Consider the following 12,185-nt stretch of genomic DNA (forward strand, 5'->3'; position numbering starts at 1 on the left):
GACTAGGCCTTTCGGTTGGCGGTGCTACTATCAATCAACTCTACTCCGCCCTCAAAATCACAGGCGTTAATGAAGAATGCCAGCTAGCACACATTGAGGGGAGCTAGCTCTCAGCCTGCCCGGCCTTCCAGTAGCCCATAAAAGAGATGGACCCTTTAGGAAGACCGGCCTCATTCACGCAGATGCGGCGCAGGTTTTTAACCAGTGAGGATTCCCCAGCGATGAAAACATAGGTGCCCTGGGGGTCATCGGCTAATTGCCAGACAATCTCGTCGGGGGCTGCCGTCTCACCCGGCACACCAGCAGCTGCGACATCTAGCCCGCAGCTTTCCCTCAGGGCTTCAGCCAAAAGCTGCCCCCGGGCGTCCTGCCCCTGCCTCAGCAAAAAGCGCAGGGTGAACCCCGGCAGGCGCTTGGTCAGTGCCGTGACCTGCGAGAGTGACGCGATTGCGGCGTCTGCTGCAGGCACTTCAAGGTAGGCGGCTCCACGGGTGTTGCCCGGTAGGGAGCGCAGGGTGGAGAGGACGGCGGGAGTTGCTGTTTCGTCACCGAGCAGTAGCAGGTCGGTTGCGGCACCGGGTGCCCAGGAGCTCCAGAGTATTGAACCCCGCAGGGGCGCGAGAAGCGAAACCCGCTGGCCTACAGCGGCGTGGTCTGCCCAGGTGGAACCGGGGCCGCTGAGTCCCAGAGCGTCGGTGTGCACCACAAAATCCACGTCAATTTCGGGCTGGAGCCCCTCAGGCAGGGTACGTTTGAGAGGTTCTAGGTCGGCTTCTGCCGCCGGGATCACCCCGAGCAGGTGTGTTTCGTCCACCCCTACAGACGGCACCAGCCGTGAGTCAGCAACGGTGTAGGTGCGCATATACCCACGCTCACTTTCAGGGGCAGCGAGCCAGCGACTACGCCATGAGTCATCGAGCTCAATCATGGTGGGGCCGCTGGCACCAGCCGGTGGAACGAGGAGCTTGATGTAGGCGTCGTAGACCTGCCCGGTTCCCTCAGAGATGGGGTCGGCCGCGTGCAACAGTGAGCGGCCGGTGAGCGAGATACGTGCAAAAGAGGGGGTCAGGCGTATGACGCGCGAGACGGTCACGGGAAAGACCCCGTACTGGTTGATGGATGCTCGGACGTCGCGGCGGCGGGCAGGCTGATGCCCTTGGGAGGGCGTGGAAGTGGGGGTCGGCAAGAGACTCACACCCCCGCGTCCGTAGCCAGCTCTGACATCGCACGGGCTGTTGCCCGGGCGCGAGGGACCACCACAATGGACCCATCAGCTAGTGGATCGGCGACCTCTGCCTGGAGCCCAAAGATCTCTTCAAGGTGAGCGCTGGTCAGCACCTGTTCTGCACTACCACTTGCGGCAATACGCCCATCTTTCATGGCGACTAGGTGGTGGGCGATGCGAGCTGCCAGGTTGAGTTCGTGGAGCACCATGACCATGGTGGTGCCCCGCTCTTCGTTGATTGTGGCCAGTAGGTCAAGTAGCTCAACCTGGTGGGCGAGATCCAGGTAGGTAGTGGGCTCATCGAGCAAGAGCACGTCGGTTTCTTGGGCTAGGGCCAGGGCAATCCAGACGCGCTGGCGCTGGCCGCCGGAGAGCTCGGTCACCTGCCGGTCGGCTAGTTCTAGGGTGTTGGTGGCCTCGAGGGCGCGGGCGACCGCTGCGTCGTCGTCCCTGTTCGCTCCGCGGAAGAGCCCCTGGTAGGGGTAGCGGCCGCGGGCCACGAGGTCAGCCACGGTGACGCCCTCGGGCGTCACGGGTATCTGGGGTAGTAGCCCGACCATACGGGCGAACTCTTTGCCGCCGTAGGAGCTCACGGGCCGCCCGTCCACGCTGATAGTACCGTTAGCGGGCTTGAGCAGGCGGGCGATACCGCGGAGCAGGGTGGATTTACCGCAGCCGTTGGGCCCAATCAGGGCGGTAACTTTGCCGGTGGGTACGGCCAGACTCAGGTCGGGAATAATCACGGTCTCGCCGTAGCCCAAGCGTAGACCGTTGATTTCTAGGGTGCGTGCTGTTGCGGTGGGCATGTGGGTTAGCTTCTTTCGGGTGAGCGGGCTAGGAGCCAGATGAGGGCGGGGGCACCAAGGGCGCCGGTCAGGACGCCGGCGGGCAGGTTGGCACCGGGGATGAGGTTGGAGCCGATGAAATCCGCTCCGACCACTAGAATCGCGCCGACGAGAGCAGAGGCAGTGAGGCTGTGGCGGCCCCCGGTGAGGGCCCGGGCCAGCGGCCCGGCCATGAAGGCGATGAAGGCAATCGGGCCGGTAGCTGCGGTAGCCACGGCGACCAGGAGTACCCCCAGAGCGATAAAGCCGGTGCGCACCGCCCGCACGGGCACCCCCAGACCGCGTGCCAGGTCCTCACCCACCGCGGTGGCGTGCAGCTGCCTGCCGAACACTACCAGCGGCAGAAGTAGAGGGGCTAGAAGTAGCAGAAGCAGGCTGATGCGGTCCCAGTTGGCGGTGGAGAGTGATCCGGCCAGCCAGTGGGCCAGGGTCTGGGCACTGGTGGTTGAGGTGCGCGAGAGCACGTACTGGATGAAGGCCCCGGCCGCCGCCGAGATACCCAGGCCGACCAGCACGAACCTGTTGCCGGCAGTCCCCGGCCCCGCGAGTGCCTGGCCGCCGGAGGCAAGCATCAGAATCAGTAGGGCCACGGCCAGCGCGACCCCGACGGCCAGCAGGGTGAGCGGGAACCCGCTGAGCCCCAGAAAGATGATGCCGATGACGGCTCCCAGGGCCGCGCCGTTGGAGATGCCGATGATGTCGGGGCTGGCAATGGGGTTACGCAACAGAAGCTGGAAGAGCGCCCCGCCCAGGCCAAATGCAGCACCAGCCAGGGTTCCTAGTACAGCACGGGGTAGTTTCTCTTCCAGCACGATGTAGCGGGCCCCGCGGGCGTGGTCAATCGTTCCGCCGCCCACAATCGTGAAGAAATCAGGAACGGTCACGGTGTAGGTTCCCAGTAGGACGCGTACGGCGCAGGTGCCCAGCAGGGCAAGGGCCAGCCCGCAGACAGCTAAGGCTGGGCGCCTGCGGGCGGCTGCCCGAGTACGGCGTAGGGTCTCAAGTGGGGTGGTCATCAGAGGTTGACCGCCTTTCCCCGGCGGACCAGGTAGATAAAGACGGGTACGCCCAGGGCTACCATCATCACGCCCACCTGAATTTCCTGGGGAGGTAGCAGTAGTCGTCCGGCAGTGTCGGCGGCAACCAGGAGCAGGGCACCAGCCAGGGCAGAGAGCGGCAACAGGGCCCGGTAGTCGGCTCCGGCGAGTGCCCGCATGGCGTGCGGGGCCATGAGACCCAAAAAAGCGATGGGCCCGGTCAGGGCGATAGAGGTGCCCACCAGCAGGGTGATGCCAGCGGTCAGTAGGGCTCGGCGGGCTGCCACCTTAGTGCCCAGGGCAGCGGCCATGTCGTCACCCAGGGCCAGTGTATTGACGGTTCGGGCGCCGCTCAGCACAATCACAGCGCCCAGGGCCAGCAGGAGTATGGCTCCTGCCGTGTCGTTCAGTGAGGCCCCAGCAACGGTACCGATTTGCCAGCGGCGCAGGTTATCGAGGGCGCCCTGGTTGGTCAGAATCAGAGCGGTAGTGGCCGAGCCTAGCCCGGCGGTCAGAGCTGCACCCATGAGAGCCAGCTTGATGGGTGTCGCTCCCCCACTCCCCAGGGAGGCCAGGGCGTAGACCGCGACGGCGGCACCCAGCGCTCCGGCAAAGGCCCAGAGCGCAAAAACCCCGGTGGAGCTGGCCGCGAAGAAGGTGATTCCGGCGACCACCGCGAATGATGCGCCCGCGTTAATACCCAGGATTCCGGGATCACCCAGCGGGTTGCGGGTGATTCCCTGCAGCCCTGCCCCTGCTAGGCCCAGGGCCGCACCGACCAGGCAGGCGGTGAGCGTCCGGACGGCCCGCTGGGTCAGCACAGCCGCGTCAGCCTCGGTAATCTGCCCGCCGGTGGCAAAGGTCAGAACATCCACGGGCGAGATGGTGCGGGCGCCAAAGGCGAAAGAGGCCCCAGCTGCCACTAGAAGAAGCCCTATTAGGGCGCAGGCGAGCGCCACAGCCCGCGTGCCGGTGGGTCGGCCGCTTGGGCGGTGGCTGGAACCCGCACCCTGTACAGCACCCTGCTGGGCCTGAGGGTAGCTACCGGCCGCTGAGCTCATTGAGGTGTTAGGCACCGGCGGCGGCAGAGAGCTTGGCGAGAGCCTCGGTCTCGTTGATGGTCCAGGCTATTGAAAGCGGTGAGGCAGCCGAGAGCGCCAGGGTGATGTGCTGGTCAGTTTCAACGACCAGGCCTCCGCTAGCTACGGCGGGCATCTGGGAGAAGAGGGTGTTGGATTTGATGGCTTCTTCGTCGGAGTTACTGGTACCCCAGGCCCAGACGATGTCTGAGACGACCTCGGGTAGAACTTCGCCGGAGATGGTCAAGAAGAAGGTGTCGGCCTCTGTTGCGTTTTGCTCGATGTAGGGGGCCAGCTTCATGCCCAGGGAGGTCAGGAAGAGGGAGCGGGAGTCGGAGGCCACGTAGGCGGAGAGGGTCTGGGCGTCGAGGTCGAACATGCCGGCCACGAAGGTCTTATCGGCCAGGGAGGGGTTGGCTGCAGCGGTGTCCTTGATGAGCGTATCGGTCTTTTCGATGAGGGCGGTGGCTTCGCTCTGCTTTTGGAGCATAGCTCCGGCCTGGTTGACGACGTCCTCCCAGGAGGCAGCGAAGGCGCCCACGCCCTCGGGGGCGGCGACAACGGGGGCGATGGCGGTGAGCTTATCGTAGACTTCCTGGGTCATGTCGCCGTAGACGGAGAAGATAGCGTCGGGGGCCAGGGTGGCGAGGGCTTCGTAGTCGGGGCCGTCGGTTTCGTCGTAGGTCACCGGAGCGGTGCCGCCGAGTGCGGCCAGCTTGGCGTCGAACCAGTCGGTGGAGCCGTTAGCGTTAGCGCCGTAGGTGACGACGGGGGTACCTGCGGGTACAACACCGAGGGCCAGGAGGACGTCGGGGTTCTTCCAGAAGTTCACGACGGCAATTTTCTGGGGTACCGCGCTGAAGGTGGTCTGGCCGAAGGCGTGCTTGACGGTGTAGCTCTCACCTGAGGCTGCTGAACTGGTGCTGCTGCTTGAGGTATCGTTGGGGCCGGTGGTGCAGGCTGCGAGGAGGCCGGTGAGGGCAGTGGCTGCGGTGGCCTTGAGGAAGGCGCTACGAGTGATGGCGACCATGGTTTTGTGTTCTCCTGGGAAGGGTGTTTGGTTCTATAGGACTATCTATAGAACTGCTTAGGTGACCCTAAGCCAGGAATAAGACTATCTTTTGCTTGCGTATTTGTGCAAGCGCCCGGAGGGGGTGCAAGGGGTGCCGCCCGGCACACTTTACGTGCAGTTTGTAAAGGGCTTGGGGGCTGGCTTAAAAGCGCTCCGGCTGGTTTGCCAGTCGGGCCAGCCAATTTTCGAGGAGGGCTTTGACCAGCTGGGGCTGTTCTAGGTGTAGATTGTGCCCGGCTGTATCAAGAACAGCAAATGTACCCCGCGTGTAGTGGTCTAGCCAGGCAAGCCCGTCCTTGAACCCTACGATGTGGTCTTGTCTGCCGAAAATGTGGAGCGACGGGGCACTGTAAGGTTCTGTTGCTGCTTCTTCTGGGACTGGCTCAATGACGTAGCGTGTAGCGATTTCCTGCATGATGCCGGGGTCCGCTTCAAGGATGCCGGGCAAAACGTGTTGATGGAAGCGTTGAAAGTTCTGTTCGTTGTGGATGACTGAAATATCTGTAAATTCATCTTGATGGTCTTGGGGCGCAACCAGCAAGCTAGAGTCTGTGGTGCTGGGTTCGGTGAAGAGAACTGTTTTTTCTGGGAGGTTTCGTTTCTGAGCGTCAGGTTCGAAAACGCCTGCCAGCGTTGCTAGGCCTAGGGTTGTGTGCCGGTGAGCTAGGCTTCGGGCAATCATTGCCCCGAAGGAGTTGCCAATCAGGGCGTAGCGTTCGTTGCCTAGGTGGGCCTGAATTTCTTTTTCTGCGAGATGAAGAACTGCGGTTGCACTTGTGGCGGCGGGGTTAAGGCCCCGGGCGGTCCAGGGTAGGTCAAGGTAGATTCTTCTCCATCCTGAGAAATCTACTATGTTTTCAAGGGTGCGCAGGATGCGGCTGTCCACGCCGAACCCGTGAATGAGCACGAGGGGCCGCCCTTCCCCGATCTCTTGAGTAATCATGTGCATACCTTATGTTTTCTGGGAACTTCATTGTATAAGAATATGGCTGGTATAGGGCTATAGGGGAGGCCGAGAAAGAGCTTCCTTGTTCTTTCCCTCAAACTATTTTGGGTGCAAAGAGAGCCCCCTACCGGATGAGCCAGCGGGTCACCGCGCGCGGTGACATAAGAGCTGGCGAATAGGACGCGGTGAGCGAAGCGAACTCCGCTATGGTCACCGGTTCGCCCTGTTTTTGGGTGCAAAGAGAGCCCCCTACCGGATTCGAACCGGTGACCCCCTGTTTACAAGACAGGTGCTCTGGCCAGCTGAGCTAAGGAGGCAAGACTTTTCAAGTGTACCGGATTATGCCCCGAGCCGCATGTTGAACGTCCGGGCCTTGAGGGCACCCGTGAGCAAGCGGACAAGTTCGGTGTCGTGGGTGGCAATGATGGCACTGCCCCCTGCGGCGCAGTGGGCTCCTGTGAGGGCGGCGACCTGCTCCAGCCCGGGGGCATCTAGCCCGGCGGTGGGTTCATCGAGCAGCAGGCAGGACGCCCCGGCGGCGAGCGCTTCTGCCAGGGCTAGCAGGTGCTGTTCGGTGGGAATCAGGTCTAGGGGGTGGCTCTCCCCTGAGCCTACCGGCAGGAGGGAGTCGCGCAGGGATTCGCGGAGGGCAGGCTGTGTCTGGGCCCCGTTGCCAAGACACATGTCAGCATCCACGGTGGAGGCCAGAAAGTGGTGGGCTGGGGTTTGGGCAGCCAGCTGGGCGAGGGTGACGCGGGCGGGGGCCTCCTGCCGGTGGGGCTGCACACCGCCGACGGTCAGGTGCCCGGAGGCCGGGGGTAGGAGCCCGGCGATGGTGCGCAGCAGGGTGGTCTTGCCAGAACCGTTGGGGCCGGTGAGAATCAGGCAAGCGCCGGGTGCAAGATCCAGGTTGATACCGGTGGCAACGGGAGCAACAGCCTGCTTCTTCCGTCGACGGCGGGCAGGAACAGCCGGCGATATGGCTAGGTCACGGGTCAGGACGCTTGCCGCAGCCCGGGCAGGCAGAGCAGGTAGAGGCTCCTTGGCAAACAGTGAAGCCCCCTCCCCCATATTTTTGCAGCCGGTGGCAAGGCCCTCTTCATCGGCCTGGGGCCGGGTTGAGGCCCAGGTCAGATCAGCTGGGTAGCGGGCGAAGGCGGCCAGTACCCGGGCACGCATGGCATCGTCTAGGCCGAGCAGAGGTTCGTCCAGGGCGAGGGGCGGCGCCCCTTCTCCTCCGGGTTGCCCGTCTACCTGCCCCAGTACCAGGTAGGCAGCCAGGGCTACCAGTTGAGTTTGCCCGCCAGAAAGTTTCAGGGGGTTAGCTCCAAGCAGGTCGGTAATTCCAAGCTCAGCGGCGGTGGTATGCACAGCCCGGTGGAGCTCCACGCGACTTGTCACCGCCTGCTCAATACCCAGGGCGATTTCTTCGGCGACGGTGGGCACCAGTCCCGTCATCAGGGCATGAGGATTGGAGGGCACAAAGATACCCCCGCGCTCCTGCGCCCGGGCCTGCAACCGGGCAGACTTGCCGGAGCCACGCGGGCCGGTCACCAACGTCCTCATATACATCATCCAAGGACCCCCGCATACGCACAGATAATAAGACCGCAGGTCAGTGGCAGTAGAGCCCAGCGTAGGTAGCGTTGGGCGCGGCTGTCGGCATAGTCCTGCCAGAAAATCCTTTGCCCGCTGCGGTCAATCCCGCGGTCGGCCAGGGTTGCCCCGCGCACGGTGTGGTCCAGCAGGAGCAGATTGAAGAGAGCAGAGGCCGTCCGTACGCCCAGCCAGGCGCGTGCTACCCAGGAACTATCGGCAAGCCCTCGAGCCCGGGCCGCCTCACGCATGAGCGAAGAGTAGTGGGCCAGCTGGGCGGGGGCGTTGAGCGAGGCCACCACCAGGTAGACAAGGCGCGGCGGCAGCCGCCAGCCGGTTAAGGCCGTACGCAGGCCATTCGGGCCGGTAGGCAGAATCAACAGGGCGCAGGCCGAGCCAAACGTCAGAATCTGCAAGGCCAGCCTTAGGCCCACGAGAGCACCCTCAGCGCTAACGGCAAAGACCATCCAGTCAGTCACCACCCAGCGGGCCCAAACGGTTTCGCCGCCGCGCGAGACCAGCTGAATCACAAAGGCCATAGACGCTACCGGGGCTAGACCAACAACGACTAGACGGCCCCAAGGGGCCAGCGTCCGCGCCACCAGGTGCAGAGCAAAGAGTACTGCCAACAGCCCCGCCTGCCAGGGTAGCGGCAGTGGGGCGAAGGAAAGGAGCAGCCCTGCTAGCCCCAGGGTGACCCAGGTGCTCGGGTGCAGTCGTGACTGCGCTTTCAAAGAAGGTGCAACAGGCAAGGGCACCTGCACTCTACCTGGTAGCGAACTGGGTACGGGCGCGGGCGGGCAGGCCCTTGATCATCAACCAGGGCGAAGGCGATGGTCTTATCGAGCGGGTCAGAGAGCAGGGATTGTAAGGTGGTTGCCCCCAGCAGGGACTGACCGGCGGCCTGCAGGGCCGCAACAACGGAACCGGTACCCACGCCCTGGCCGCCGCCAAAGACAAAGGCAGCAATTGGTGCGCCCACAAAGCCTGCCAGAATCCCGGTGAAAAACCCGGCCAGTAGGGCCGTCCAGATGCGGCGAAAGAGACCAGCCCTGCCAGCGCAGCCGGCAAGAAAGCCGATGAGGGCAGCACCGGCAGCAAAAGGAATGGTAGTGGGGTTGATGGTCAGGCCCCAGGCCAGATTGGTGATAATGCCGGTCATAGCGCCTGCGGCCGGGCCTGCTAGCACACCAATGAGCACGGTCGCGAGAGAGTCTAGGTAGAGGGGGATGCCCGAGAAACCAACCAGCTGGCCCACGATAATGTTAAAGGCTGCCGCAAAGGGAATGAGGGCGATAGTTGCCAGGGGCAGGCGGGTCAGGTTAGCGGCCAGTAGCAGCAGGACGCCAGCGGTATAGCCCAACATGAGGGGAAGGGAGATTGCGGCCTGGGCGTCTGAGGTGCCTTCTAGGTAGGCCGCGTAATTGGTGGTACCGCCTGCGGTGAGAACGGCCCAGGTGTAGGTTCCCGCAATAACCAGGGCGGCGAACAGGTTGAGCACCTTCTGGGAGCTGGTCAGCGGTGTATTCTGTTCCGGGTTTTTACCGAGGAGCCCAGCTGCTACCGAGCCCCTCCGCCCAGACGTTGAGGGCTCTGTGGTGATGTGTGATGAGGGGGCCATGCCCACCCCTTTCTGCAGAATAGTTCTTCTTTATTATTTCTTTGAGCTTGGCTTAGGCGGGTCTTCGGGGGCGTAGGCCGCCCGAACGGTCTGAATCAGATGCTCAAAAAATTCAGGTGCCCGGGCACTGATCAGAGCCTGGGCGTTGGGTTCTCTCTCCCAGCGCCCTAGCCAGTCGGCGACCACCTGGCCGCGGGTCAGGGTGCCGGTCAGCTCTACGCCCAGTGCCACCGGGGTACTCTCCCCCAGGGTGAGGTGGGGCTGGCCGCTTGCAGCCAGGGCCCGATTGACAGCCAGGGCAGTCACGTACGGGTCGTGTACGTGGGCTATGAAACCCAGCTTGTCCCATTCGTGGAATTCCATGTAGAACTGTAGGGCCTGGTCGAGAAAGGTCAATAAATCTCCTCCCCCAGCTACTAGTCGGGAGCGAAGCTGCGGAGTCATGATCGCCTCTTCTGTTGCGTCCAGGGGGCAGAGCAGCGGGGCGTAGGGCAAAGCCGATGAACCGAGTCCGTTCTGACCTTGGTTCCCTTGCACTCCACTGCCCTCATGGCTGTAGGTCTCGAGCAGCTCGTGCAGGGCTTCAGGGTCAGAGTGCACGTTCCACTCGGTGGTAGGCATGGTATTTCCCCGGTGGTTCAGAGCCCCACCCATAATCGTCAGGCTGGCTAAGTAGCGGGGCAGGTCGGGGTCAAGGCGCAGGGCCAGGGCCAGGTTAGTTGAGGGCCCCAGGACGAGTCCGTGCAGCTTGCCGGGAAAGCGGCGGGCAGTTTCCACCCACAGGGCCGCCCCTTCACCGTGAGCCCGCCCCGTTGGTGTGGTTTGCCCGGGCAGTTTCCCGTGCCCGGTGCCCAGCGGGCCGTGGGTCTCTTCGGTAGTGGTGAGCGGCTGGGCCAGCGGGTTCTCGGCCCCCAAAGCCCAGGGGGTGCCCCGTGCACCCAAGAGCTCCAGCAGGCACCGCACGTTACGCCCTACCTGCTCGGTACTCACGTTTCCGCCGCTTGCCACAATGCCTTCTACTGCGACCTGCGGGTGGGCAAAAGCGTAAGTGAGGGCCAGGGCATCGTCGATACCGGGGTCGCAGTCAATCAGAAAATGCAGGGTCATGGGCTTTACGGTGCTAGCTGGTCGGGCTGGTGGACGCGGGGCTGGTTTTAATAGGGTGTGCGCTCGGTACGGGCATAGAAAAGGGGCAGCCACCCACCTTCGTCTATGCACTGGGCATAGGTGAAGGCGTGCAACTGCCCCTACACGCTAGGTAACAGTTTAGTACACGGAGCTTGAGACCGCTGGTTAGGCCTGCTTTTTCGCTTCTATCTTCTCAGTAATCCAGGCGTTAAAGTCGCTGGAGCTAAAGACCTCACCGTCTGCAAAGACAGTGGGAGTACCTGAGATGCCGTTTGTGGAGGATTCAAGGGTGACGGTTTGGATGAAAGGACGCCAGGTGTTGTTGGCTACGTCGTCTTTAACATCTGCACCGTACTTCTCAGCGATAGCAACGAGTTCCTCGTTGGAGAGGCCCCCCTGGCCCTGGTGGGTGAAAATTTCCTTCTGGAAGTTCAGGAAGTTCTCGGTGGAGACTTGGTTGGCTACGGAGTAGGCAACGTTGTTGGCTCGGGCCGAGTAGAGGGTTGGGCTGTTAGCGTCGAGGAAGGTTAGGTTACGAATCTCAAGGGTGATGTCACCGCTGGCTACGAGTTCTGCGATGGCGTCAGCGTTTTCAGCTTCAAACTGGGCACAGTGTACGCAGTTGTAATCCTGGAAGATGGTGAGGCGGACGGGTTCGCCATTGTTGTCTGCTTCTTCGGGCAGGGCAACACCCAGGGGCATTTTGGTGTCGGTGCCGTCGGCAGCCTTATAGGTTGCGGTTGATTCCCCCAGGCTGTTGCTGTCGCGTTCGGCTTCTGTGCTGGTGTTCTGTTCGATGCTGTCAGCGGTGAGGACGATGCCGCCGTACTGGTTTGCGGATGAGGGGACGGGGCCGGCATCGGGAATTTTGTTGCGGTTACCGTTGATTATGACGACGGCTACGATTGCTACAATCAGAGCGATGACGCCGAGGACGGTGAACTGAATCCAGCGAGTAGATGATTTTGATGTTTTTTTAGCCTGCTGCGCCGCCAGTTGGCGGGCACGCTCGCGGGCGTCAACAGAGGTACTTCCCTTAGACACGGGTGCTCACTTTCGTACGTGCGTTCTTGATAGGTTCAAGCCTACCGTGTTTTAACGGGGATATATGCCCTTCCACAGAAGCTCAAACTGGTTTCCCAGGAAACAATTAGTTTAGGTGAGGGGTAGCGTAGAAGGCTCTGCTTCTTGTGCCCGGTGCGGATATGAAAAGTAGGTGTTGATCCTAGCTTGTTAAAACAAAAAGAGCCCTGGGCAACAAACCCAGAGCCCTCAAAACATCCCACAATAAAAAACCGGCAGCAACCTACTCTCCCACACCGTCACCAATGCAGTACCATCAGCGCAAAGAGCCTTAACTTCCGGGTTCGGAATGGAACCGGGTGTTTCCCTCTCGCTATAACCACCGTAAACCAACGACACACCACCCCACACCAACAAGCAAGGGGGCAGCAACAACAAACCCAACAGGCTGTTACCTCAAAACCATACAGCGGACGCAAACAACAAAAACATACCTAGAAAAATGTAAGCCTTCGGACCATTAGTACCAGTCAACTCCACAGGAATTCCCCGCGTCCATACCTGGCCTATCAACCCCATCATCTCCAGGGATCCTCACGTGGCCCAAAGCCAC

Annotated in this window: 11 protein-coding genes, 1 tRNA gene and 1 rRNA gene; all 13 read right to left on the reverse strand. The window is 62.1% G+C overall.

The genetic code is table 11. From position 1 onward, the window contains the following. Positions 1 to 103: 103 nt before the first annotated feature. Entirely contained in the window at positions 104 to 1,186 is a 1,083-nt protein-coding gene (locus tag L6966_RS10275) for a siderophore-interacting protein (RefSeq protein ID WP_237225023.1), read from the reverse strand. A 5-nt stretch (positions 1,187 to 1,191) separates the two neighbouring features. Further along, the gene (locus L6966_RS10280) at positions 1,192 to 2,031 is read right to left on the reverse strand and encodes an ABC transporter ATP-binding protein (RefSeq protein WP_237233329.1); all 840 of its coding nucleotides are present in this window, start codon (positions 2,029 to 2,031) and stop codon (positions 1,192 to 1,194) included. Positions 2,032 to 2,036: 5 nt separating this feature from the next. Next, entirely contained in the window at positions 2,037 to 3,086 is a 1,050-nt protein-coding gene (locus L6966_RS10285; RefSeq protein ID WP_237233330.1) for a FecCD family ABC transporter permease, read from the reverse strand. Further along, entirely contained in the window at positions 3,086 to 4,030 is a 945-nt protein-coding gene (locus L6966_RS10290; protein ID WP_237233331.1) for a FecCD family ABC transporter permease, read from the reverse strand. Before L6966_RS10290 ends, L6966_RS10285 begins: the two co-directional genes overlap by 1 nt. Before the next feature lie 145 nt (positions 4,031 to 4,175). Further along, entirely contained in the window at positions 4,176 to 5,216 is a 1,041-nt protein-coding gene (locus L6966_RS10295) for an ABC transporter substrate-binding protein (RefSeq protein ID WP_237233332.1), read from the reverse strand. A gap of 184 nt (positions 5,217 to 5,400) precedes the next feature. Beyond that, positions 5,401 to 6,201: an alpha/beta fold hydrolase gene (locus tag L6966_RS10300; protein ID WP_237233333.1), complete on the reverse strand. Its 801-nt coding sequence runs from the start codon at positions 6,199 to 6,201 to the stop codon at positions 5,401 to 5,403. Between the two features lie 246 nt (positions 6,202 to 6,447). Then, positions 6,448 to 6,521: transfer RNA gene (locus tag L6966_RS10305), tRNA-Thr, on the reverse strand. Between the two features lie 22 nt (positions 6,522 to 6,543). Beyond that, positions 6,544 to 7,758, reverse strand: a complete 1,215-nt coding sequence (locus L6966_RS10310; protein ID WP_237233334.1) for an ATP-binding cassette domain-containing protein — start codon at positions 7,756 to 7,758, stop codon at positions 6,544 to 6,546. A gap of 17 nt (positions 7,759 to 7,775) precedes the next feature. Beyond that, positions 7,776 to 8,552: an energy-coupling factor transporter transmembrane component T family protein gene (locus L6966_RS10315; protein ID WP_237233335.1), complete on the reverse strand. Its 777-nt coding sequence runs from the start codon at positions 8,550 to 8,552 to the stop codon at positions 7,776 to 7,778. Then, the gene (locus L6966_RS10320) at positions 8,531 to 9,421 is read right to left on the reverse strand and encodes a hypothetical protein (protein ID WP_237233336.1); all 891 of its coding nucleotides are present in this window, start codon (positions 9,419 to 9,421) and stop codon (positions 8,531 to 8,533) included. Before L6966_RS10320 ends, L6966_RS10315 begins: the two co-directional genes overlap by 22 nt. A gap of 33 nt (positions 9,422 to 9,454) precedes the next feature. After that, positions 9,455 to 10,528: a nucleoside hydrolase gene (locus L6966_RS10325; protein WP_237233337.1), complete on the reverse strand. Its 1,074-nt coding sequence runs from the start codon at positions 10,526 to 10,528 to the stop codon at positions 9,455 to 9,457. Positions 10,529 to 10,714: 186 nt separating this feature from the next. Further along, positions 10,715 to 11,593 (reverse strand): DsbA family protein, encoded by an 879-nt coding sequence (locus L6966_RS10330; protein ID WP_237233338.1) that lies wholly within the window; start codon positions 11,591 to 11,593, stop codon positions 10,715 to 10,717. 249 nt (positions 11,594 to 11,842) lie between these two features. Next, positions 11,843 to 11,959 (reverse strand): 5S ribosomal RNA (gene rrf / locus L6966_RS10335). Positions 11,960 to 12,185: the final 226 nt, after the last annotated feature.

The sequence above is a fragment of the Rothia nasisuis genome, assembly GCF_928381405.1.
Classification (GTDB): domain Bacteria; phylum Actinomycetota; class Actinomycetes; order Actinomycetales; family Micrococcaceae; genus Rothia; species Rothia nasisuis.

Bases quoted from the DNA above. Each gene is read 5' to 3' on its own strand.
- L6966_RS10280 (WP_237233329.1), bottom strand. From the start codon at position 2,031: ATGCCCACCGCAACAGCACGCACCCTAGAAATCAACGGTCTACGCTTG.
- L6966_RS10285 (WP_237233330.1), bottom strand. From the start codon at position 3,086: ATGACCACCCCACTTGAGACCCTACGCCGTACTCGGGCAGCCGCCCGC.
- L6966_RS10295 (WP_237233332.1), bottom strand. From the start codon at position 5,216: ATGGTCGCCATCACTCGTAGCGCCTTCCTCAAGGCCACCGCAGCCACT.
- L6966_RS10300 (WP_237233333.1), bottom strand. From the start codon at position 6,201: ATGATTACTCAAGAGATCGGGGAAGGGCGGCCCCTCGTGCTCATTCAC.
- L6966_RS10320 (WP_237233336.1), bottom strand. From the start codon at position 9,421: ATGGCCCCCTCATCACACATCACCACAGAGCCCTCAACGTCTGGGCGG.
- L6966_RS10325 (WP_237233337.1), bottom strand. From the start codon at position 10,528: ATGACCCTGCATTTTCTGATTGACTGCGACCCCGGTATCGACGATGCC.